This is a genomic window from Roseobacter phycocola (assembly GCF_042055075.2).
Lineage (GTDB): Bacteria > Pseudomonadota > Alphaproteobacteria > Rhodobacterales > Rhodobacteraceae > Roseobacter.
Window position 1 is genome coordinate 3,360,157 of sequence record NZ_CP194010.1, and the last position, 22,593, is coordinate 3,382,749.

Sequence of the window (22,593 nt, forward strand, 5' to 3'; positions counted from 1 at the left end):
CGATCCTCTTCCACCTGTTAAGAATGGTTAATAGATCGTAAACGGGGCTCACTTATGACGTGTATTGGGTGTCATTCAGGCAACAAAAAGGCAGACTGATCAGACCAGACGCCCATGACAGTGCTTAAATTTCTTACCAGAACCGCAGGGGCATGCCTCATTTCTGCCCGGATTGCCCCATGTTGAAGGGTCATCTTCGACGAATCCTTCTGCCGCATTCTCCGGATTCCCTTCAGAAACAACATTTTCAGACGATGCCGCCTCTGCTGCTGTGGCTGCAACCGCCGCACCGGCCGCTGCGGAACCCGCTGCTGCCTGTTGCGCCCGGATCTGCGCGAGCAACTGGTCTCGCTCCTCTTCACTCAGCGGCTGAATCTGCGCTAGCTTCTGGGTCACATCCTCACGCAGACTGTCGAGCATTCCCTCAAACAGCTGGAAGGACTCATTCTTGTATTCGTTCAGCGGATCACGCTGGGCATATCCGCGGAAACCAACAACCGAACGCAGGTGTTCGAGGGTCAGCAGATGCTCGCGCCACTTGGCATCAATCGCCTGCAGCAGAATCTGCTTTTCAATGTTGCGCATGTTCTCGGACCCGAACTGCTCGTTCTTGCCGGACATATACGCGTCGGATGCTTCGACCAGACGATCACGGATCACTTCGTCGTCTGCACCCTCTTCATCGGCCCAGTCCGTGACAGGCGCATCAATTCCAAGCTGCTCGCGGGTCGCCAGCAACAATCCTTCGGAATCCCACTGGTCCGCGTAGGTATTAGGCGGCAGGTACGTGTCGATCAGATCATCAATGACCTGATGGCGCATATCCGTAGTAATCTCGGACAGGTCTGCTGCTTCCATGATCTCGCGACGCTGGCCAAAGACGACCTTACGCTGTTCGTTCATCACGTCGTCAAATTTGAGCAGCTGCTTCCGGATGTCGAAGTTCCGCCCCTCGACCTTCGCCTGAGCGCGCTCAAGCGACTTGTTCACCCAGGGGTGAACGATGGCCTCGCCTTCCTTGAGACCGAGAGTCGTGAGAACCTTCTCCAGACGTTCGGACCCAAAGATCCGCATCAGGTCATCTTCGAGGCTGAGGTAGAATGACGAACGGCCCGGGTCACCCTGACGGCCGGAGCGGCCGCGCAGCTGGTTGTCGATCCGGCGGCTCTCGTGGCGTTCCGATGCCAGGACATAAAGGCCGCCGGCTTCCAGAACTTTCTTCTTTTCATCTGCGTGCGCAGCTTCAATATCTGCGCGCAGGGCTTCCGGATCAGCTTCGGGGTCTGCCGTTACCGCTTCCATCACCTGCAGATCGACATTGCCGCCAAGCTGAATATCCGTCCCGCGGCCCGCCATATTGGTGGCGATGGTCACTGCCCCGAGTTTACCGGCATCGGCCACGATCTGCGCTTCCTGCTCGTGCTGCCGGGCGTTCAGAACGTTGTGTTTGATCCCAGAAGAGGTGAGCATCGTGCTCAGCATCTCGGATTTTTCGATCGACGTGGTCCCGACGAGTACGGGTTGTCCGCGCTCGTGGCTTTCTTTGATCTGCTCGATCATTGCGTCGTATTTTTCACGCACCGTGCGGTAAACCTGATCATCCTCGTCCACACGCGCGATGGGTTTGTTGGTCGGCACTTCGACCACGCCGAGGCCATAGATTTCCATGAACTCTTCGGCTTCTGTCAGCGCCGTACCGGTCATGCCGGCCAGTTTGTTGTAGAGGCGGAAGTAGTTCTGGAACGTCACCGATGCGAGCGTCACGTTCTCAGGCTTGATGGAAACATCTTCCTTTGCCTCGATGGCCTGGTGCAGACCATCTGACAGGCGACGCCCGGCCATCATACGGCCGGTAAACTCATCAATCAGGACAATCTCGCCGTCCCGCACGATATAATCTTTGTCGCGCTGGAACAGTTTATGCGCACGCAGGCCCTGGTTGATATGGTGCACGATCGTCGTGCTTTCCGGATCATAGAGCGACTGTTCGGCTTCGAGCAGTTCATTGCTGCGCAGCAGATCCTCAAGGAACTCGTTACCCTCGTCGGTGAAAGTCACGTTGCGGGTTTTTTCGTCGAGCTCAAAGTGGTCGTCCTGCAGCGAAGGGATCAGCTTGTCGATCGTGCGGTACATTTCCGAACGGTCCTGTGACGGACCGGAAATGATCAGCGGTGTCCGCGCTTCGTCGATGAGAATGCTGTCCACCTCATCCACGATCGCAAAATTGTGTTTCTTCTGGAATATCTGGCTGAGCTCGGAACGCATGTTGTCCCGCAGGTAATCAAAGCCTAGCTCGTTGTTCGTGGCGTAGGTGATATCGCTTTCGTAAGCGATACGTTTGCTGTCCTGGTCCATCTCGGAATAAGCAACACCCGTTGTCATCCCAAGAGCAGCAAACACCTTGCCCATCCAGGCCGCATCGCGGCGCGCGAGGTATTCGTTCACAGTAACGATATGCACGCCATCGCCGGTCAGCGCGTTAAGGTATGCAGCGAAAGTTGCGGTGAGCGTCTTGCCCTCACCCGTTTTCTGTTCCGCGATGTTGCCCTGATGCAGGAACACGGCCCCCATCAGCTGTGTATCGAATGCACGCAGGCCCAGCGCACGGCGCGCGGCCTCACGGCAGTTGGCGAAGGCTTCGGGCAGCAGGGCGTCGAGGTTTTCACCATCTTTGGCCCGCTTGCGCAGCTCTTCTGTCTTCTGGATGAGACCTTCGTCCGGAAGATTTTCGAATTCCGGTTCCAGTGCATTGATCTGGGCGATCAGGGGCCGGGTTGCCTTGATTTTGCGGTCGTTTGGCGTGCCAAAGACTTTTTTCGCGATTGTTCCGATACCCAGCATGCGTTCTCCAGCCGAAGTGTTAGTGTCAGGCGCTGATCTGCTTGCTCGTCCGCGGCGCAGCCCATAGAAATAATGTGAACGCCAGCCTCTTGTGGCGCCCATAGGGCGATGTAAGGGTCACGCCAAACCGTGTCAATGTCGCGCCCCGCCGTGACCCTCTTATAGGATCAAAACATGTTTATACATCGCGGAACTCTTTCGTCTGTTGTATTTGCGGCTCTGCTGGCACTGCCGGTCGCCGCGCAGGAGAATTCGACCGCAACGCCCAAAGAGCAGCCCGATCCGGATGCATCGACCGTTTTGGTGACTGTGGGCGAGACCGACATCACGCTGGGGCACCTGATTGCTGCAGCGGCCCTGCTGCCGCCTGAGTATCAGCGTATGGAAGACAGTGTTCTGTTCGAAGGTATTCTTCAGCAGCTTGTTCAGCAGGAAGCCCTGGCCCAGACCTTCCGCGAGGAACTGCCCCTGCCGCTTGCGCTGCAGCTCGAAAATGAAAAACGCGCCCTCGTGGCACGCCAGGTGATTCAGGACAAGGTTTCCGAACTTCTGACCGAAGAGGACATTGCCAAACGCTACGACGAACAATACGGCAGCATCGAAGCGGAACCGGAGTACAACGCATCCCACATTCTTGTTGAAAGTGAAGAGGAAGCCCTCAATGTGATCGACGTCATCAACAATGGCGGAGACTTCGCAGAAACCGCACGGGAGTTTTCCACCGGGCCGTCTGGGCCAAACGGTGGTGCGCTTGGCTGGTTCGGTGCCGGTATGATGGTGCCTTCTTTTGAGGCGGCGGCGATTGCACTTGAAGTCGGCGAAGTGTCCGGTCCGGTACAGACGCAGTTCGGCTGGCACGTGATCCAGCTCAATGAAGTGCGCGCCAAAGACATTCCGACCCTCGAGGATGTCCGCGCCAACATCGAACAGGATCTGACACAGGAGCTGGCATCGGCTTTTCTGGAGCGTGTAACGGATGCAGCAGAAGTCCAGAGCGGCCCTGGGGCCGGTATGGACAGGTCATTCCTGCGGCGTCAGGATCTTCTTGAGGAGTAAGATCAGTGGCTGCATCACTGCCTGTTTCTCCGCTGGCACCAGCGGCATTTCCTGACCTGACCGTTATAAACGGCGTCCGGTTTTCATCGGTTGCAGCCGGTGTGAAATATACCGGCCGCGACGACGTGATGCTGGCGCAGCTTGATCCGGGCACCGTTATCGCCGGTGTGTTCACCAGGTCGGCCACGCGGTCCGCGCCGGTACTGGACTGCCAGGCAAAGCTTGGAGGTGCCTCCGAAGAAGGGGCGGCTATTCTGGTGAACGCGGGTAACTCGAACGCATTCACCGGCCGGAACGGAACCGACGCCGTCGCTGCCATCACGCAGGCTGCCGCGCAGGCCTGCGGTGTTCCGGAAACGCGGGTTTTTACGTCGTCGACGGGCGTCATCGGGGAACCCCTGCCGCACGAAAGGATCACCACCTGCCTCAATACACTTGCAGGCAGCCTGTCACCGGACGCCATCAGCAGCGCTGCGAAGGCGATCATGACGACGGATACGTTTCCTAAAGGTGCTGGCGCGACCGTAGACATTGATGGAAGACCTGTGCAGATCGCGGGGATCGCGAAGGGATCAGGCATGATCGCGCCGGATATGGCGACCATGCTCGTTTATATCTTCACAGACGCGTCGATTTCTCAGAGTGAACTTCAGTCTCTGCTCTCGCGACGGAACGAGGTTACCTTCAACAGCATTACCGTGGACAGCGATACGTCGACATCCGATACACTGCTGGTCGCAGCGACCGGAACATCAGGTGTCGATGTCACTGGTAACACCGATTTTGCAGACGCTCTGCACAAAGTCATGCTGGATCTCGCACATCAGGTGGTACGCGACGGCGAAGGGGCCACGAAATTTGTGGAAATCACGGTTTCAGGTGCCGAAAACGACAAGGACGCCCGCGTGCATGCGCTGTCCATCGCAAACTCCCCGCTCGTGAAAACCGCAATCGCTGGCGAGGACCCGAACTGGGGACGGGTCGTCATGGCGGTTGGCAAATCCGGTGCGGCTGCGGACCGCGACCTTCTGTCGATCCGGTTCGGCGATGTCATAGTCGCGGAAAACGGTTGGGTCAGTCCGGACTACGACGAGGCAAAAGCGGCAGCGCACATGAAAAACCAGGATGTTTCAATAACCGTTGATATCGGTCTGGGCAGCGGCACGGCCACGGTCTGGACCTGTGATCTGACCCATGGGTACATCGACATCAACGCGGATTACCGCTCCTGAACCACGGACGGAGGCTGCAATGAAAACAGTTCTTGTGTCAGCCGTGGCACTGATCGACGTCGACGGGCGGGTGCTGCTGGCGCAGCGTCCAGAAGGGAAGTCCATGGCCGGACTGTGGGAATTTCCGGGCGGTAAAGTGGAACTTGGTGAAACGCCGGAAGCAGCCCTGATACGCGAACTGGAGGAAGAGCTGGGCATCAACACCTGGCAATCCTGCCTCGCACCGCTGACTTTTGCCAGCCACAGCTACGATGATTTTCACCTGCTGATGCCTCTGTTCGCCTGCCGGAAATGGGAAGGAACACCTGTTTCCCGCGAAAACCAGGCTTTGAAATGGGTGCGTGCCAGCGATCTCCGAAACTATCCGATGCCCGAGGCGGACATTCCGCTGATCCCCATTCTGCGTGACTGGCTCTGATCGGCGGATTATTTCTCATTTATGAACAAATTTATAATAATTGAAATTTTGTTCATGGATTCTTAATCAAATTCTTCTACTTATAGAGGCAGTTTTTCTGGGGAGAAAAATATGCTTCGCACCATCACAATCGGGAGTGCGGTATCTGTACAGGGCATTTTTGTCAGAGACTTACCTGACGGCCGCATTGTCGTGAAAGTCGATGACGACACGTACACCGGCAAGCCCGTTGTTCAAGGCGCAGACAAACTGCACTGAGACTTGTTAAGCCAAAAACAAAGGGACGGTGAAATTCACCGTCCCTTTCATTTTGTATATTCCTGAAATCAGGTCAGTGTCCGTGTGATCTCTTCACGTTCGAAGATTTCGATCACATCGTCGGCACGGATGTCATCATAGTTTTCAAAGGCCATACCGCATTCCTGTCCGGACTGCACTTCGGCCACTTCATCCTTGAACCGTTTGAGTGTCTTCAGCGTGCCTTCGTGGATCACAACGTTGTCCCGCAGCAGGCGCACACCGGCAGACCGGCGTGCGACGCCTTCCGTGACCAGACAACCGGCAACCTTGCCGACACCGGTGACTTTGAAGACCTCTTTGATCGTTGCGTATCCGATGAAGTTCTCGCGGATTTCGGCGCTCAGCAGACCGGATGCGGCTGCTTTCACGTCATCCACCAGATCGTAGATCACCGAATAATACCGGATTTCCACACTCTTCTGGTTCGCAGTGTTCCGTGCAGAGGCATTCGCGCGGACATTAAAGCCCATGATCGGCGCGTTTGACGCTTCTGCAAGGCCCACGTCCGTTTCGGTAATGGCACCAACACCCGAGTGCAGCACGCGTACGCGCACCTCGTCATTGCCGATCTTCTCCATCGCCTGAACGATCGCCTCCGCAGAACCCTGCACGTCAGCTTTCACCAGGATCGGCAGTTCAGAGACATTCTCGTCCGCTTTGGCATTCGCCATCAGCTGTTCCAGCGTGGTTGCCGCACCGGCAGCCGCACGTTTGTCCTTGGCTGCCTTCTCACGATAGGCCGCAATTTCACGCGCCTGCGCTTCGGTCTCTGTCACGTTGAGCACGTCGCCCGCTTCGGGCGTACCGTTCAGACCCAGCACTTCCACCGGTACCGATGGCCCGGCTTCTTTCACGCGGTCTCCCTTGTCGTTGATAAGCGCACGGACTTTACCGTACTGCTCGCCAACAACAAAGATATCGCCCTGACGCAGTGTCCCGTTCTGAACCAGAACCGTTGCGACGGGGCCACGGCCCACATCAAGCTGTGCCTCGATCACTGCGCCCTGCGCCGCCCGGTCCGGGTTGGCCTTGAGCTCAAGGATTTCCGCCTGCAGCGCGATCGCTTCCAGCAGTTCGTCCAGACCCTGGCCGGAGATAGCCGATACTTCTACGTCCTGCACGTCGCCGGACAGTTTTTCGACGATCACCTCGTGCTGCAGCAGATCCGTGCGCACCTTGTCCGGGTTCGCCTCGGGTTTATCGATCTTGTTGATCGCGATAATCATCGGCACTTCGGCCGCTTTGGCGTGATTGATCGCCTCAATTGTCTGAGGCATGACCGCGTCGTCAGCCGCAACAACCAGAACAACAATATCAGTTACCTGCGCACCACGCGACCGCATGGACGTGAACGCCGCGTGGCCGGGTGTATCGAGGAAACTCAGCAGTTCACCACCATCGGTTTTCACCTGATAGGCGCCGATGTGCTGGGTGATACCGCCCGCTTCGCCAGCCACAACCTTAGCATTGCGGATCGCATCCAGAAGCGATGTTTTACCGTGGTCGACGTGCCCCATTATCGTGATGACCGGGGGCCGCGATTTGAGGTCTTTGGCATCGTCTTCGATCTCTTTGATCACATCCTCGACGTCAGCGTCAGAGACACGTACGACCTTGTGGCCGAATTCCTCAACGATCAGTTCCGCGGTATCCTGGTCAATCGTCTGGTTCTGCGTAACCATCATGCCGTTCTGCATCAGCGCCTTTACAACGGCACCGACCTTCTCGGACATACGGTTTGCAAGTTCCGAGACAACAATCGCCTCAGGCACCTGCACATCGCGCATTACCTTCTCACGCTCAACCTGGCCACCCATCGCCTTCTGGCGCGCGCGTTCCTGCTTGCGTTTCATAGCAGCCATAGACCGCTGGCGCCCGCCTTCACCGCCGGACAGCGCCTGGTTCAGCGTCAGTTTGCCGGAGCGGCGGTTGTCGTCACCACCCTTGCCGCCGCGTTTGTTGTCACGTTCGCGCTCCTGTTTCCGTGGCGCGGGATCCGGTGCTTTGTTGCTGGTCGGACGCTGGACAACAGGCTCGGGCGCGGGTGCAGCCGCAGCTTTGGCGGCAGCCTCGGCTTCTTCCTGCCGGCGCTTGTCTTCCTCGGCCTTCGCCTTGAGGCTTTCCTCGCGCTCGCGCTCTTCGCGCTCCTTGGCTTCCTGTTCGGCCCGGCGACGCTCACGTTCTTCAGCGCGCGCCTTTTCCTCAGCTTCACGTGCTGCGGCTTCCTCGGCTTCACGCGCCTTGGCCGCCTGAACGGCCTTCAGCCGGCGCTCCATCTCTGCATCGCTGATACCAGCCGGGCGCCGCGACGGATCACCAACCGAGGCACCACCGCCACTGCCGGATTTCGCAGCACCCGCCTTGGGCACCACGACCCGTTTGCGTTTGGTCTCCACCACGACGTTCTTGGTCCGCCCGTGGCTAAAGCTCTGCTTTACGTTGCCCGGACGCGCGCCGCCGCGCAGACCCAATGTTTTTTTGCCGTCAGTATCGCTCATGAAGCTCGTCTATCCTTTCGGGCGGCCGTTGCCACCCTCGTTTTTGCGCACGCCTTTAAGTCTTTGGGCTTCCTCTACAACACGTTGAGTGAGTCCACCAGAGGCGAGCGCCCCATGTATCACAGTTTGGCGTCCGAATGCCAAACCCAATTCGTCGGCCGTGAGCCAGCCGATGTAGGTTCCGAAGTGCGGCGTGCTCAGTTTGGACTTGCCGCGCCCAGACCCATCGCTGGCCTGGATCAGCACTTCTGCCTCCTCCGTCTGCAGCCAGCTTTTGACTTTCTCATAGCCCGCCACGGCTTTGCCTGCTTTACGCTGCAGCGAAATCAGCTCGACCACACGGTGTGCCAGCTGCCGCTCCACTTCGGCGACAAGGCCCTCCGGCACAGTGACCTGCGCCTTCGCTCCGCGCGAAAACAGCCGCTTTCTGACTGCCAGATCCAGCGCATCCCGGTCCGCCGCAACCCATATGCCCCGCCCGGGCAGTTTGCCCAGGATATCAGGAACAACCTCGTTTCCGGGCCCGGCCACAAACCGGATCAACCCGTGCTTCGGCTGCACCTCGCCCGTGGCAATGCACTTGCGGTCAGGACCGTCAGACCGGTCTTTGGGAACGCCACCGCGACCCATCAGGTGACCCCGAGGCCTGAGATCAGACCTCGGATTCCTCCGTTTCTTCTTCGCCTTCGGCGTCTTCTTCCTCAGCTTCAAGCTCAGCCGGATCAACCCAGCCCAGCATGATGCGCGCCGTCATGATCAGATCCTGCGCCTCTTCCAGAGACACATCAAAGGGTTCCAGTACGCCATCGTCCTTGACGCGCTCGCCGTCTACTGTTGTCCAGCCACCGGCCAGTTCCCAGTCAGCACAGGTTGCAAAGTCTTCGAGTGTTTTCACATCGTCTTTTGCCAGCGCCTCAATCATCTGGGGTGTCAGGCCTTCAAATTCAACCAGGCTGTCCTCAACACCAAGGCTGCGGGCATTTTCAAGCGCGGCTTTGTTCTGTGCTTCCAGCACATCGCGGGCCCGCGCCTGCAGTTCGTTGGCCGTGTCTTCGTCCACGCCATCGATCACCAGCAGTTCATCCAGTTCGACGTAGGCCACCTCTTCGAGGTTCGAAAATCCTTCCGATACAAGAAGCTGGGCGAAGAATTCGTCCAGATCCAGGTTGTCGACAAAGAGTTTGGTACGCAGTTCGAACTCTGCCTGACGGCGCGCGCTTTCCTGCTCTTCGGTCATGATGTCGATGTCGAGCGCAGTCAGCTGGCTCGCCAGACGCACGTTCTGACCACGACGACCGATCGCCAGCGACAACTGCTCCTCGGGCACGACGACTTCGATCTTGCCAGCTTCCTCGTCCAGAACAACTTTTGAGACTTCGGCGGGTTGCAGCGCATTCACCAGGAACGTCGGCTGGTCCTCGTTCCACGGAATGATATCGATTTTTTCACCCTGCAGTTCATTCACAACCGCCTGAACGCGGCTGCCGCGCATACCAACACAGGCCCCGACCGGGTCAATCGAACCGTCATAGGAAATTACTGCGATCTTGGCGCGCGACCCCGGATCACGGGCGACAGCCTTGATTTCGATGATGCCGTCGTAGATCTCCGGCACTTCCATTTTGAACAGCTCCGCCATGAATTCCGGCGCTGTGCGGCTCAGGAAAATCTGCGGACCGCGCTGTTCGCGGCGCACATCCTTGATGTAGACACGGATACGGTCATTGGGGCGATAGCTTTCGCGGCCGATCTTTTCATTGCGGCGCAGGATTGCCTCACCGGCACCCACATCGACGATGACGTTGCCGTATTCCTCGCGCTTGACCAGGCCGTTGATGATGGTGCCCGCACGATCCTTGAATTCTTCGTACTGGCGGTCACGCTCGGCTTCGCGCACTTTTTGCAGGATCACCTGCTTGGCGGACTGAGCAGCAATCCGGCCCATTTCCACCGGTGGGACCTCTTCGACAAAGGTGTCGCCGACCGAAGGGTCGTCCATATACTGTTTGGCCTGCTCAACGGTGAACTCAGCCTGGTAGTTTTCCAGCTCTTCATCTTCGACAACAGTGCGGACGCGCGTGAACGTGGCCTTGCCCGTTTTGCGGTCAATAGACACACGGATGTCCATCTCGGCGCCGTAGCGTGACTTCGCGGCACGGGCGAGTGATTCTTCCATCGCCTCGACCACGAGGCCGGGGTCGATCATTTTCTCACGCGCCACCGCTTCAGCAGTTTGCAGCAGCTCAAGCTGGTTGGCAGATGTAATGGCCATGTCTCAGGTCTCCCTTAAGCGGAATCGTCCGATGACAGCTCATCGGAAATCTCGTCAAACTTCGTTTCGTCTATTTCGCCTGCAGCTTTGCGCTGGCGCAGCATTTCTTTGATCAGGTCATCGGTCAGAACCAGTTTGGCATCCGACAACCAGTCGAACTTCAGACCAATTGTCCCTTCGGCCACATTGATCAGAACTTCGTCTTCTTCGACACCGGCCAGTTCGCCTTTGAACCGTCGGCGTCCGTCAATCATTTCGCCGGTTTCGAGCTTGGCCTCATAGCCTTCGAACATCTCAAAATCCTTGAGACGCGTCAGTGGCCGGTCGATCCCGGGGCTTGAAACCTCAAGCGTGTATTCATCAAGAATGGGGTCCTCGACATCCAGAACGGCCCCGACGGCCTGACTGATCTCGGCGCAGTCATCCACTTCTATGCCGCCATCCGGTTTGTCCGCCATGATCTGCAGCGTGGTGGTTTTGCCGGACATCAGACGCACGCGTACCAGCTCAAACCCCATGTCCTCGATCACCGGAGTGATGATCTCGGCCATACGGCGGTCAATCGCTGCTTTTGCAATCAGGTCGTTGGTCATCTGTCTTTCAGGCACAAAAAAACGGGCGCGCGGCCCGTTATGTCTTTCGGTGGTCTTTCGGTTTGGACCCGAAAGCGCCGCTGTTGGCAACGATATACGCGCGGCTCAGCGAGTCTGCAACCCCTGATCGCGTCAGGCCATCCACCAGCGTTCGGCAGCGCGCAGATTGTCCAGCGGCCAGCGGCTGCCGACGGTTGCAGGCAATGCCAGACACTGGTCCACAGCCGTGGTCATGAAATCCTCGCGCGGCAGCAGCGTGATGTTCTCAAGATCACCCAGATCTGCAGGATGCTCCAGGTCAACGGCATCCACGTAATGATCCCGCAGTGCCTCTGCGCGCACCTCATCTGCGGGCAGGGACACCAGTTCAACGCTGTCAAACCAGCCGGCGCGACCATCCTTGTAGTGGCCTGCCACGCGGTGCGCGACAAGGTGACGGCCCGGCTGGAATTTGTGAACCCGGTACAGCCCAGTACCAATTCCCACCTCCGGATTTGCCACATCCGCCTCGGGCAGAATGATCGTCTGCGGGTGGCTGACCCGCATCGGGAACTGGGGATCACCTGCCCGCAGTGAGACCGCAACGCGCAGCGGGCCGGTGACCTCAACAGAAGCTACATCTGCCAGCACGCTATCCCGCAATACTTCGAAAGACGCTCTGACATCACAGGCCGTGAATGGTCGCCCGTCGTGGAAGGTGACCGCGTCGCGCAGATCGAACTCCCAGCGGGTCGCGTCCGTATTGCTGCGCCACGACACTGCCAGTTCGCCCCGCAGCGTGCCGTCCGCTGCGATTTCCGTGAGCGTATCGAACAGAACGCCGGCCGTTGCGACCTGCATAAAGAGGCCCTGCGTGCCCGCCTGCCCAAGGCGATCCTCGCGGGTGGCCCCGGACAGGGCCATACGCAGCCGCCCGCCCTGTGCCGGTGCCGGCCCGGCAGACACACCGGTTGCAGCCAGCAACGCTGCTGCGGCACCGGTCGCAAAGAGCGCACGTCTGTCAATATGGGTCCTGCGCGTCACCGTCCGCCAATCCTGTCCATTGTCCGCACAAGTTCTGCACTGATTCCCGGCTCAGACAAAGCATGACCTGCATTCCGGACCATTTTCAGATCACAGTTGTCCCAGGCTTCCGCGAGCGCCCAGGCGCTGTCCGGGGGGCAGATCATGTCATACCGGCCCTGGACGATGACACCGGGAATATGCGCAATCCGGCCGACATGTGCCAGGATCTGCCCGTCAAATTCAAGAAAGCCTGCATTGGAGAAATAGTGGTTTTCGAGGCGGGCAAAGGCACGGGCATACTCCCCGGGGCTTTCGCCGGTAGAGCCGGAGGAATAAATCGACGCGAGCGCATTCTCCCAGGCAGACCACGCACGGGCATAGCGGGTTTCCGTTGACAGATCGCCCGAGAACAAACGCCGCCGGTAGGCTTCGATGAAGTCTCCGTGCTCGTCTTTTGGAATGAGAGATGTGAACCGCGCCCAGACTTCGGGCCAGAACCGGCCGGCACCGCCGCCGTAAAACCAGTCGAGCTCGCGTTGGGTCATAAGGAAGACACCACGCAGAACAATGTGGCTGACCCGGTCGGGATGCGCCTGCGCATAGATCAGCGCCAGGGTCGCCCCCCAGCTGCCGCCAAAAACAATCCACTGATCGATATCCAGCTCGCGACGGATCAGTTCGATGTCATCAACAAGATGCCAGGTCGTGTTGTGGGTGACGCTGGCGTGCGGGCGGGACCGGCCACAGCCACGCTGGTCAAACAGAATAACCCTGTAAATTTCCGGATCGAAATAGCGGCGCATCGCCGGGCTGCACCCGCCACCCGGACCACCATGCAGCACCACAACCGGGATACCGTCGGGGTTGCCGCATTGCTCGACATAAACCCGGTGCCCCTGACCAACATCCAGCATTCGCTGATCAAACGGGTCGATCGGCGAATAAAGATACTGAACTGCGCGCTTTTGATCCGGGAACTTGTCCATATCAGGCCTATATAATACGAAATCGCAAATGATCACATGGAGACAGGAATGCAAGCGCTTCAATCAACCGTCGATCCCGCCGAAGTTGCTAAATTCGAGGCAATGGCAGCCGAATGGTGGGACGTAAACGGTAAATTCAAGCCGCTCCACATGCTCAATCCCTGCCGTCTGGACTACATCACGAAGCAGATTGCCGGTGAATTCGACCGCGACCTGAAGGGTGATCTGCCCTTCCGCGGTCTGCGCGTTCTCGACATTGGCTGTGGCGGTGGTCTGCTGTCAGAACCGATGGCGCGTCTGGGTGCAGATGTCGTTGGCGCGGATGCCGCAGAACGCAATATTCCGGTGGCCCGTATTCACGCCGAACAATCCGGCCTGGAGATTGACTACAGACATACAACCGCAGAAGCGCTCGCAGAAGCCGGAGAGCAGTTCGACGTTGTGCTGAACATGGAGGTCGTGGAGCACGTGGCCTCACCACCCGATTACCTGACCGCCTGTCAGCAGCTGCTGAAACCAGGCGGTCTGCACATCTGTTCGACGCTGAACCGGAACCCGAAATCCTATCTCATGGCGATCATCGGGGCCGAGCATGTTATGCGCTGGCTGCCCAAAGGCACCCATGAGTGGTCGAAATTTATCACACCGGACGAACTGTTTGATCTGCTGAAAGAGGCGGGTCTGGACCCGGTTGACCGCAAGGGATTTGTGTTTAACCCGGTTTCCTGGTCATGGAAGCTGTCGGACCGCGATCTGAGCGTGAACTATGTAACCGCAAGCCTGAAACCGGCCTAATTGTTGTCGCCCAGCTGCCGGCGCATTTCCCGCAGGATGGGGAGGGCCTCGCGCACGCGCTGATCGCCCAGCTTTTCAACTACCTGATTGATCACCGGCGTGATGGAGCCGACCGCCTGGTCCCGTGCCTGGCGCCCTGCCGGGCTGATCGCGACCATCTTGCGCCGCGCGTCGTCCCAGTCCGGGCGGACATGAATGTATCCCGCCCATTCCAGTTTGGATAACGTGTTCGTCATCGCACCGCGTGTTACGTGAAACGTGCCTGCGAGCTGCGCCGGTGTACGTTCACCAACGTTGCCTGCCAGATGGTTGAGCACCGAAAAATGCGATATCTCCATGCCCTTTGGCAGGACCTTACTCAGCCTCGCGCGGATCATCTGATCAGCCGTCAGCACCTCGCTGAACAGCGATATTGCAAGAGAGTTCCGGTCTTCGTTCATCAGGGTCCATCAAAGGGTCGTGCATTCTCCAGGCTGGGCACACGGCTCCGCGCCTTTGCCACTAATCCCATATCGATGTCCGTCATGTAAACGCCCGGCTCGGTGCCTGCGTCCATTTGGACCTCCCCCCACGGTGCCACGACCAGCGAATGCCCGTAAGTCCGGCGCGTTTTATGCATTGCACTTGCATGCTCTCCGGTTTGGGCAGGTGCAATCACAAAACACCCGGTTTCAATGGCCCGTGCCCGCAACAGCGTATGCCAGTGGGCGTCCCCCGTGACCGGCGAAAATGCTGCCGGAACGGTCAGGATCTTCGCCCCGGCAGCGGCGAGGGCATGATGCAGGGCCGGAAACCGCAGATCATAGCAGACGGTCATGCCGACAGTGCCGAATGCCGTGTCCGCAGTAACAGCGCGCGATCCTGGCCGGTATCCTTCGGATTCGCGAAAAGTCTCTTCGGGTGTGACCCGTACATCGAACATATGGATCTTATCGTACCACGCGACGATCTCACCGGAGGGATCGATCATGAAAGACCGGTTCGCAAACCGGCCATCAGCGTCGCGGGTTTTCAGCGCCAGCGAACCGATCAGCAGCCAGATGCCTGCGCGGGCAGCTTCCTCGCGCAGTGCTGCCAGCGTAATGTCCTCATCCTGATGCTGCAGAACGTCCTGCTGATGTCTGCGACTCGTCGACAGGCAGTTCGTCACCTCGGGCGTCAGAACAAATTCCGCGCCATCTTTTACCGCCTGTTCCAACATGCGGCGGGTCACCACGAGGTTCTCCACCGGCATGTCATTTGCATTGAGCTGCAGCAGGGCAGTCCGCATCAGGCCGCCAGCAGACCGTCGAGTTTCCCGGCGCGCTCCAACGCATAAAGGTCGTCGCAGCCACCTACGTGGGTTTCACCCACAAAGATCTGCGGAACGGTTCTGCCGCCATTGGCGCGCTGGATCATTTCCGGCTTGCGATCCGGGTTGGCCAGCACATCCACTTCGGAAAAATCCACGCCTTTCTGGTTCAGGAGACGTTTGGCTGCATGGCAGAAGCCGCAAAGCGGTGATGTATAGATTTCGACGTTTTTCATATCCGGTCCTTCCCGTGACAGGGTTTCGACGGATATTTAGGCATCCCGCGCGACCCGTGCCAGTGCCACCACGTATACCGGCCCTGACCCTGCTGCAATACAGGCATCTGCTGCGGCTGACAGGGTGGCGCCGGACGTCATCACGTCATCCACCAGCAGAACGGGCCGCCCGACGAGGCGGTGTCGCCGGCGCGGGTGTGCCGAAATCACGCCTTTGACGGAGGTAAAACGCACCTCCCGCGTCATCCCTTCCATCGGTTGCGTGCGTTTCTGCCGGACCAGCAGATCCTGACAGACCGGCAGACCGGTGTGGCGCGCAAGTGCCTGTGCCAGAAGGCCCGACTGGTTGTAACGGCGTTTCAGCAGCCGGGTCCAGTGCAGCGGAATCGGGGCAATGATCATGTTTTCCTGGGGCAGATCCTCAATCGCCCGGGACATCCACAGCGCAGCAGGTTGCGCGATCTCCTGCCGGTCACCGTGTTTCAGCGCCAGAACAAGACGCCGCGCCCCATCTCGATAGATCAGCGCGGCGCGACCCTGCTTCCAGGGACGCGGCGTGCGCAGACACTCATCACATTTCAGTGTGTCCGACAGATCCTCGCCCGGCAAAGGTGTCCCACAGGTGTCGCAAATGGAGCCACCGACAAACGGCGTATCCCGCCAGCAGGTGCCACACAGACCGAAATCATCATCAACTGTTCCACCACAGCCCAGACAGCGCGGCGGATAAATGAGAGAGACCGCTGTTTGTAAACCCGACTGCGCCATCCTATTACACCTTTCATGAACACTGCGACCACACTGACCGACACCAGAGCACTGAGCCTGCATCGCAAAAGGGCGACGCGGGCCGATCTGTTTTTGCAGGACCAGGCAGCGGACGAACTGCAGGATCGCCTGGGCATGGTTAACAGGACGTTTACTGACATCGCTGTTGTGACCCCTTTTGCAGATGTCTGGTCAGTCCGGATACCGGGCGCGCGGATCGTGCCGGACACCGATACGCTTGATCTCGAACCGGCCAGCTGCGATCTCGTGATCCACGCACTGGGCCTGCACTGGGCGAATGATCCGGTCGGGCAACTGATCCAGTGCCGCCGGGCCCTCAGACCGGATGGGTTGTTCCTCGGCGCTGCGCTGGGCGGACAGACGCTCGAAGAGCTGCGCGCCTGTCTCGGTCAGGCAGAGATCGCCGTTGCTGGCGGCCTTTCACCGCGTGTGGCACCCATGGGGGAAATACGTGATCTGGGTGCACTGCTGCAACGGGCCGGACTGGCTCTGCCGGTTGCCGACAGCATCGCCCTGCGAACTGAATACCGTGATCCTCTGCACCTGATGCACGACCTGCGGGCCATGGGGGAAACCAATGCCCTGCACCAGCGCCGCCGCGCAATACCGCCGCGCAGGCTTTTCTCTGAAACCGCAAAACTCTATGCCGACACCTTCTCCACACCGGAGCAGCGTATCGTCGCAACCTTCGAAATCGTATTTCTGACCGGATGGGCACCGGATGACAGCCAGCAGAAACCGCTGCGCCCGGGCTCTGCACAACAGCGTCTGGCCGACGCTCTGGCCGTTGCGGAAAGGCCGCTGACCGATTGACGCTGCCGCAAAAGCCTCTATCTGAGCGGAGACACGAGATGAGCAAGGACAAAAACATGCTGGACAGCAGCTCCGCGCGGCCATTGATGGCACGCCCGACCCACGCTGGCGACGATCACCCTGAGGTGGCGCGCCCGAAAGTCGGCATCCTTCTTGCCAATCTCGGCACGCCCGACAACTACGACTACTGGTCCATGCGCCGGTATCTGAACGAGTTCCTCTCGGACCGTCGCGTGATCGACTACAGCCCATGGGTCTGGCAGCCGCTGCTGCAGCTGATCATCCTGACCAAACGCCCTTTTTCCAGCGGTGCCGCCTATAAATCCATCTGGAATGAGGAAGAGGGTGAAAGCCCGCTGATGACCATCACCAAAGCCCAGACCAAAAAGGTCAAAGAGCAGATGCACGCGCGCTACGGCGACGATGTGATGGTGGATTTCTGCATGCGCTACGGCAATCCGTCCACACGGTCCAAAGTGGCGGAAATGACCGCTGCCGGGTGTCGGAAAATCCTGTTTTTTCCGCTGTATCCGCATTATGCGGGCGCGACATCAGCCACTGCAAATGACGCGTTTTTCCGGGCGCTGACCTTTGAGAAATGGCAACCGGTGACCCGCACCGTCGAGCCGTATTTTGATCGGCCTGATTATATCGAAGCGCTCGCTCTGTCGATCGAACGGGCCTACGCGGGTCTGGAGAAAAAGCCGGATATCCTGGTCTGCTCCTATCATGGTGTGCCGATCCGCTACCTGATGGAGGGCGATCCGTACCACTGTCAGTGCCAGAAAACGACGCGCCTGCTGAAGGAACGGCTGGGGTGGAAAGACACCGAAATCACCACGACCTTCCAGTCCAAATTCGGACCCGAAGAATGGCTCCAGCCTTATACCGTTGAAGAAGTGGCGCGGCTTGCTGAGGCCGGCAAAAAGAACATCGCTGTCTGCGCGCCGGCGTTTTCCGCGGACTGCATCGAAACGCTTGAAGAGATCAACGAAGAGATCAAGGAAAGCTTTGAGGAAGCAGGCGGCGAGCACTTTACATACATCCCCTGCCTCAATGATGATGATGCGCATATTGACGCACTGTCATCTGTCATCACCGACAATCTGAAGGGTTGGATCGACTGATCCCAACAGAGCGTCAGGCAATAAAAAAAGGCGGCGCTGATGCACCGCCTTTTTTATTCATACCGCTAAGCGATCAGGCGATTGCAGCTGCAACGATGACCAGCAGCAGGATCGGCAGCAGCGCGCCGGAGGACGAGCCTTCTGCTTCTTCAACCACAACGGGTGCTTCAACGACCGGCTCTGCAAGCGAACCTGCATAAGCTGTCGACGCGGCGGCTGTCAGTGCAGCTGCGAGAACGAGTTTTTTCATATTAATAACCTCCATTAAGGCGCGCTCCGCTTCGCAAAGCAGACGCCCAAGACTTACCTCGTGATTATGTCTAAACAGCACAGAACCCTGTTTGCAAACCGGTTTTGGAACGGACTGGCCAAAATCGGCCTAATGTCGTCAAATTAGCAACACCTGCGTGCCGACTTTGGTCAGGCTGTAAAGCTCGGCGATATGTTCGTTGTACAGGCCGATGCAACCATTGGACGACTGCCGCCCGATTTTGCGTGTGTCGTGTGTGCCATGAATGCGGTAGTAGGTCCACGTCAGATAAAGAGCGTGTGTTCCCATAGGGTTATCCGGTCCCGGGCCGATGTATTCCGGCCAGTCGGGATTCCGCTCCAGCATCGACGGTGTCGGACGCCAGTCCGGGCCTTCGACTTTGCGGATGATTTTCGTCCGGCCCCGCCGGGTCAGATCTTCGGTCAGCGGAACACTGGAGGGGTAAAGTTTGTAGAAATCTCCCCCTTCTGCCCAGAAATGCAGCGCACGGCTGTCGATATCCACCAGAACGGCACCGTTCTTCAGGTTTGAAAAATAGGGCTGCCAGTCCAGCGTGCGGAAACTGGAAATATTGCGGCGAACCGTCTCGGTCAGATCACGCTCACCCACGGTTGTCGCGGTCGAGTTCACCGACGCTGCATCCTGCGCGACAGCGGGCGCTGCGAGCATTGCAGCTGAGCCTGCCAGAAAAGACCGGCGGCCGGGATTCTTAAAACGATTGTCAGACATGAATGTCCTCCGGAACCAAAACTGTTTGACGCGCACTTTATGGCCTGGATGCCGCACCCGCAAATCAAACAGATGTCATCTGGCGCTCTGACGCCGATGTGCGTTTGAAATACCACGCATTGCACGTTATGTGCGACTCTAACGCTGTTGGAGTGCTTTATGATCCGTCTGATTTCAGTTTTTTTCGCCCTCGGCCTGACGCTGGCCGCCTGTGCGCCGACACAGACAACCCCGACACTGGGCGCTGACGGAAAACCGCTGCCGACACTCTACAGAATCAAAGAGCGCGACACCGCCAAACTGCAGTTCAGAATGCTGGATGCGGTCAACGCACTGCGCAGCGCTTCAGCACGCGGCGCGGTCGAAATGGATCCGCTGCTCAATGCCGCTGCCGCAACCCACTCGCGCGATATGTCGATCCAGAACCGTCCGTGGCACTTCGGATCCGACGGGTCGTCTCCGATCGACCGGATCCAGCGCGTTGGGTATCAGGGAACGCTTGTCGGAGAGACCATCTCGGAGACCTATGAGAGTGAACTCGAAACCCTTGGTGCATGGATGCAGAAACCGGACACGCAGCGCATACTGCTGTCAGCAGACGCGACAGACATGGGATTTGCGTGGTTTCAGGAACCGAACGGCAAAATCTGGTGGACGCTGGTGATGGGCCGGGAGGGCACCGCAGGCCCGGTCGCGTCCGAACCGGTCTCTTTCTGAGCTCAGGCGTTCAGCGCAACAAGCGTGTCATTCGCGACCATCGCATAGATCTCTTCGATCTCGTCGTTGGTCACCGCAATGCATCCCCACGTCCAGTCCGGATCATCCTTTTTGAACGGGTTTTTCTGGCCGTGAATAAAGATGTCACCACCTGCTGATTTCCCAGCCGCTTTCGCCGCCGCGACATCATTCACATTCGGATAAGAAATACCCAGCGAAAGATGGAACTGGCTGTTCGGGTTGCGGCGGTCAATGCGGTAGATGCCCTCGGGCGTCTTCCCGTCACCCTCAAACTGTTTGGGGCCGACAGGGGCAAAGCCAAGGTGGATATTATAGCTGCGCAAAACGGTGTCATTGTGCAGCAGATGCATGCGCCGCGCGCCTTTGTTCACCACGACAAAAGTGACGTCCGGCCCGTCATACCGACGAAACCTTGCATCCGTTGCACAGGCCCCCAGCGAAAGCATCGCTGCGGTGCCCAACAGTAACTCTCTTCGGCGCATTTACCTGCTGTCCCGTTTTTGTGCGTCTTTGCGACGCCCTGCTCTTTTCCCACAGGTAACATGAGAAACTGGTTAATCAACCTCACAAAACCGTCAGGTGGGCGGTTTGCTCTCCAGTTTTTCCTCAATCGCTGCCAGTCTTTGCAGCACTTCATCCCGGTAGGCGTCAGTTACCGCGCCGGCCTCTTCCTGATGGGCGTCCTGCATCGAGTTTACGATCAGACCCACCAGCAGGTTCACAACAGCGAACGTCGTCACCATGATGAACGGAACAAAGAAGGCCCAGGCGTAAGGATAAACTTCCATCACCGGGCGCACGATACCCATGGACCAACTCTCCAGCGTCATGATCTGGAACAGTGTGTAGCCACTCTGGGGCAGTGATCCGAACCACTGCGGAAAACTGCCCGCAAAAAGTTTGGTCGCCATGACCGCGCCGATGTAAAAGATGATCGCCATCAGCAGAAAGACACTGCCCATACCTGGCAGCGCGGTGATGAAACCTTCGACCACGCGGCGCAGACTTGGGGCCACCGAAATGACCCGCAACACCCGCAGAATACGCAGCGCCCGCAGCACAGAAAGACCCTGAGAGGCTGGTAACAGGGCAACGCCCACGATCACCAGATCGAACACGTTCCAGCCGCTGCGGAAAAAACGACCGCCGCGTGCGATCAGTTTGAGCAGAATTTCAACGATGAAAAAGGCAAGACACGCCTTGTCGAGCGCCAGAATGAGCGGTCCCGCCCGCGCCATCAGAGGCTCCGATGTTTCCATGCCGAGCACAACGGCGTTCAGCAGAATGACCGCCACCACTGTGTTGGTCACCCACGTCTTGTCCAGCCATCTGTCCAGTGCCTGCCGAAAGCTCATCTGATTCTCCTGTGCGTCACGCCCGCATATGGGGCGCGGTGAACCCGGCGACAAGCTCTGTATGCGCGGACCAGCGGAACTGATCCACGACCTGCACAAAATCAAGCTGCCAGCCGCCTGCAGCGAGTACAGCTGCATCGCGCGCAAAACTCACCGGGTTGCAGGAGACATATGCAATTTTCGGCACCTTTGTCTGAACAAGCTCAGCCACCTGCGCCTCAGCACCGGCGCGGGGCGGGTCCAGCACAATGGCTTCTGCTTTGGCCAGCTCATCCGGCATCAGCGGACGGCGGAACAGATCCCGTGTTTCCGTGGTCACCGCCTTCAGACCTTCTGCAAAACGCCATCCGGCATCCAGTGCGTTCATCATGGCAGCATCGCCCTCAACTGCATGCACAGCAGCCGTCTCCGCAAGCGGAAGAGCAAAGGTGCCGCATCCGGCAAAAAGATCAATGACCGTGCCAGCATCCCCAACGATCTCGCGCACGCAGTCTGTCAACGCCGCCTCGCCATGCGCTGTGGCCTGCAGGAAAGCACCCGGCGGCGGTGTCACAACAGCGCGACCAACGCCGTGACGCGGCGGTTCCCGCATGGCGACAACCTCGTCGCCCCAAGTCAGGCGCACGAGCCCATGTGTATCGCAGATCAGCGCCAGCTGCTGCCGCAGCGGACCGTCCAGCGGTTTCCCATGCGTGACTGCGACGTCGAGGCCGTTTTCCATTGCCGTGATCATCACGGACAGGGCGGTTTTGCGGCTTGCGCCGGCAATCGCGAGAGCTTCGGCAACGCGCTGCCCCGCCAGAACGGAAGGTTCCAGCAGAATACAGTCCGGAATAGGGACGATCGTGTCCGACGCACGCCCGTGAAACCCCACCATCGCCCCTTTTTTGGTACGGCGCGCAGCAAAACCAGCGCGTCTGCGGGAACGTGCGGGCGACGTAACGATGGGCCGGAATTCAGTCTCTAACTGATGCGCCAGGAGCGCGTTGCGCACAATGTCCACTTTCCAGTCGGCAACAAACTGATCGTCTGCATGCTGCAGCTGGCATCCGCCACACGACCGGAAATGCCGGCAGGGCGCAGACACCCGCCGGTCAGAAGGCCTGATGATCCGCACGTCCTGCGCGCCACCTTCCGAAACCGTTGCGCTGACCCGTTCGCCCGGCAGAGTCAGGGGCAGAAAAACCGGGCCTTCGGCGATACCGTCTCCCTGAAGTCCGAGCCGCGTTACTGTGTATTCTGTCATGC

Annotated in this window: 24 protein-coding genes; 8 read left to right on the plus strand and 16 right to left on the minus strand. The window is 58.6% G+C overall.

Translation table 11 applies throughout. The annotated features are described in order from the left end of the window. Nucleotides 1–99 precede the first annotated feature (99 nt). On the minus strand, nt 100–2,841 hold the full coding sequence (gene secA, locus AB4K19_RS16640; RefSeq protein ID WP_436398357.1) for a preprotein translocase subunit SecA: 2,742 nt from the start codon (nt 2,839–2,841) through the stop codon (nt 100–102). A gap of 174 nt (nt 2,842–3,015) precedes the next feature. Here secA and AB4K19_RS16645 point away from each other — a divergent pair, with 174 nt between their 5' ends. From AB4K19_RS16645 to AB4K19_RS16660, 4 genes are all read left to right on the plus strand, one after another. Then, complete coding sequence (locus AB4K19_RS16645) at nt 3,016–3,897, plus strand: peptidylprolyl isomerase (RefSeq protein ID WP_375229392.1); 882 nt, start codon at nt 3,016–3,018, stop codon at nt 3,895–3,897. Nucleotides 3,898–3,902: 5 nt separating this feature from the next. Next, on the plus strand, nt 3,903–5,129 hold the full coding sequence (gene argJ, locus AB4K19_RS16650) for a bifunctional glutamate N-acetyltransferase/amino-acid acetyltransferase ArgJ (protein ID WP_375229393.1): 1,227 nt from the start codon (nt 3,903–3,905) through the stop codon (nt 5,127–5,129). A gap of 19 nt (nt 5,130–5,148) precedes the next feature. Further along, nucleotides 5,149–5,547, plus strand: a complete 399-nt coding sequence (locus tag AB4K19_RS16655) for a (deoxy)nucleoside triphosphate pyrophosphohydrolase (RefSeq protein WP_375229394.1) — start codon at nt 5,149–5,151, stop codon at nt 5,545–5,547. 111 nt (nt 5,548–5,658) lie between these two features. After that, nucleotides 5,659–5,805 (plus strand): hypothetical protein, encoded by a 147-nt coding sequence (locus tag AB4K19_RS16660; RefSeq protein WP_375229395.1) that lies wholly within the window; start codon nt 5,659–5,661, stop codon nt 5,803–5,805. Between the two features lie 68 nt (nt 5,806–5,873). On the opposite strand, the gene infB is transcribed toward AB4K19_RS16660, so the two are convergent. From infB to pip, 6 genes are all read right to left on the minus strand, one after another. Then, complete coding sequence (infB, locus tag AB4K19_RS16665) at nt 5,874–8,345, minus strand: translation initiation factor IF-2 (RefSeq protein ID WP_436398361.1); 2,472 nt, start codon at nt 8,343–8,345, stop codon at nt 5,874–5,876. A 9-nt stretch (nt 8,346–8,354) separates the two neighbouring features. Further along, nucleotides 8,355–8,975 (minus strand): RNA-binding protein, encoded by a 621-nt coding sequence (locus AB4K19_RS16670; protein ID WP_375229396.1) that lies wholly within the window; start codon nt 8,973–8,975, stop codon nt 8,355–8,357. Between the two features lie 22 nt (nt 8,976–8,997). Continuing rightward, nucleotides 8,998–10,617: a transcription termination factor NusA gene (nusA, locus tag AB4K19_RS16675; protein WP_375229397.1), complete on the minus strand. Its 1,620-nt coding sequence runs from the start codon at nt 10,615–10,617 to the stop codon at nt 8,998–9,000. A 14-nt stretch (nt 10,618–10,631) separates the two neighbouring features. Then, complete coding sequence (gene rimP, locus AB4K19_RS16680) at nt 10,632–11,210, minus strand: ribosome maturation factor RimP (protein WP_375229398.1); 579 nt, start codon at nt 11,208–11,210, stop codon at nt 10,632–10,634. 132 nt (nt 11,211–11,342) lie between these two features. After that, on the minus strand, nt 11,343–12,233 hold the full coding sequence (locus tag AB4K19_RS16685) for an ABC transporter substrate-binding protein (RefSeq protein ID WP_375229399.1): 891 nt from the start codon (nt 12,231–12,233) through the stop codon (nt 11,343–11,345). Then, the gene (gene pip, locus AB4K19_RS16690; RefSeq protein WP_436398364.1) at nt 12,230–13,201 is read right to left on the minus strand and encodes a prolyl aminopeptidase; all 972 of its coding nucleotides are present in this window, start codon (nt 13,199–13,201) and stop codon (nt 12,230–12,232) included. The genes AB4K19_RS16685 and pip overlap by 4 nt, the downstream gene beginning before the upstream one ends. Before the next feature lie 48 nt (nt 13,202–13,249). Between pip and ubiG the strand changes: the two genes are divergently transcribed. Next, nucleotides 13,250–13,996 (plus strand): bifunctional 2-polyprenyl-6-hydroxyphenol methylase/3-demethylubiquinol 3-O-methyltransferase UbiG, encoded by a 747-nt coding sequence (gene ubiG / locus AB4K19_RS16695; RefSeq protein ID WP_375229400.1) that lies wholly within the window; start codon nt 13,250–13,252, stop codon nt 13,994–13,996. Here ubiG and AB4K19_RS16700 read toward each other — a convergent pair. The 4 genes from AB4K19_RS16700 to AB4K19_RS16715 are packed head-to-tail and all read right to left on the minus strand — an operon-like array spanning nt 13,993 to nt 16,291. Then, complete coding sequence (locus AB4K19_RS16700; protein WP_375229401.1) at nt 13,993–14,436, minus strand: MarR family winged helix-turn-helix transcriptional regulator; 444 nt, start codon at nt 14,434–14,436, stop codon at nt 13,993–13,995. The two genes, ubiG and AB4K19_RS16700, sit on opposite strands and share 4 nt — an antisense overlap. After that, nucleotides 14,436–15,266 carry a carbon-nitrogen hydrolase family protein gene (locus tag AB4K19_RS16705; protein WP_375229402.1) on the minus strand — a complete coding sequence of 277 codons (831 nt, stop codon included), beginning with the start codon at nt 15,264–15,266 and terminating at the stop codon, nt 14,436–14,438. Before AB4K19_RS16705 ends, AB4K19_RS16700 begins: the two co-directional genes overlap by 1 nt. Continuing rightward, on the minus strand, nt 15,266–15,523 hold the full coding sequence (gene grxC, locus AB4K19_RS16710) for a glutaredoxin 3 (RefSeq protein WP_375229403.1): 258 nt from the start codon (nt 15,521–15,523) through the stop codon (nt 15,266–15,268). The genes AB4K19_RS16705 and grxC overlap by 1 nt, the downstream gene beginning before the upstream one ends. 36 nt (nt 15,524–15,559) lie before the next feature. Then, nucleotides 15,560–16,291 carry a double zinc ribbon domain-containing protein gene (locus AB4K19_RS16715; RefSeq protein ID WP_436398368.1) on the minus strand — a complete coding sequence of 244 codons (732 nt, stop codon included), beginning with the start codon at nt 16,289–16,291 and terminating at the stop codon, nt 15,560–15,562. Between the two features lie 15 nt (nt 16,292–16,306). Here AB4K19_RS16715 and AB4K19_RS16720 point away from each other — a divergent pair, with 15 nt between their 5' ends. Together AB4K19_RS16720 and hemH are read left to right on the plus strand one after the other, a co-directional pair. Beyond that, nucleotides 16,307–17,125: a methyltransferase domain-containing protein gene (locus AB4K19_RS16720; protein WP_375229404.1), complete on the plus strand. Its 819-nt coding sequence runs from the start codon at nt 16,307–16,309 to the stop codon at nt 17,123–17,125. 56 nt (nt 17,126–17,181) lie between these two features. Further along, nucleotides 17,182–18,252: a ferrochelatase gene (hemH, locus tag AB4K19_RS16725; RefSeq protein WP_375230919.1), complete on the plus strand. Its 1,071-nt coding sequence runs from the start codon at nt 17,182–17,184 to the stop codon at nt 18,250–18,252. 73 nt (nt 18,253–18,325) lie between these two features. Here hemH and AB4K19_RS16730 read toward each other — a convergent pair whose 3' ends face one another. Next, nucleotides 18,326–18,502, minus strand: a complete 177-nt coding sequence (locus AB4K19_RS16730) for a hypothetical protein (RefSeq protein WP_375229405.1) — start codon at nt 18,500–18,502, stop codon at nt 18,326–18,328. Between the two features lie 138 nt (nt 18,503–18,640). Beyond that, a complete protein-coding gene (locus AB4K19_RS16735; RefSeq protein ID WP_375229406.1) occupies nt 18,641–19,252 on the minus strand; it encodes a L,D-transpeptidase in 612 nt (203 codons plus the stop codon). 159 nt (nt 19,253–19,411) lie between these two features. On the opposite strand from AB4K19_RS16735, the gene AB4K19_RS16740 reads away from it, so the two are divergent. Next, nucleotides 19,412–19,969, plus strand: coding sequence for a CAP domain-containing protein (locus AB4K19_RS16740; protein ID WP_436398371.1), 558 nt, complete (start codon nt 19,412–19,414; stop codon nt 19,967–19,969). Between the two features lie 2 nt (nt 19,970–19,971). Here AB4K19_RS16740 and AB4K19_RS16745 read toward each other — a convergent pair whose 3' ends face one another. The 3 genes from AB4K19_RS16745 to AB4K19_RS16755 form a co-directional block, all read right to left on the minus strand. Next, nucleotides 19,972–20,472 carry a L,D-transpeptidase family protein gene (locus AB4K19_RS16745; protein ID WP_375229408.1) on the minus strand — a complete coding sequence of 167 codons (501 nt, stop codon included), beginning with the start codon at nt 20,470–20,472 and terminating at the stop codon, nt 19,972–19,974. Nucleotides 20,473–20,565: 93 nt separating this feature from the next. Further along, the gene (locus AB4K19_RS16750) at nt 20,566–21,345 is read right to left on the minus strand and encodes an ion transporter (protein WP_375229409.1); all 780 of its coding nucleotides are present in this window, start codon (nt 21,343–21,345) and stop codon (nt 20,566–20,568) included. Nucleotides 21,346–21,361: 16 nt separating this feature from the next. Further along, nucleotides 21,362–22,591: a class I SAM-dependent RNA methyltransferase gene (locus tag AB4K19_RS16755; protein ID WP_375229410.1), complete on the minus strand. Its 1,230-nt coding sequence runs from the start codon at nt 22,589–22,591 to the stop codon at nt 21,362–21,364. Nucleotides 22,592–22,593 lie beyond the last annotated feature (2 nt).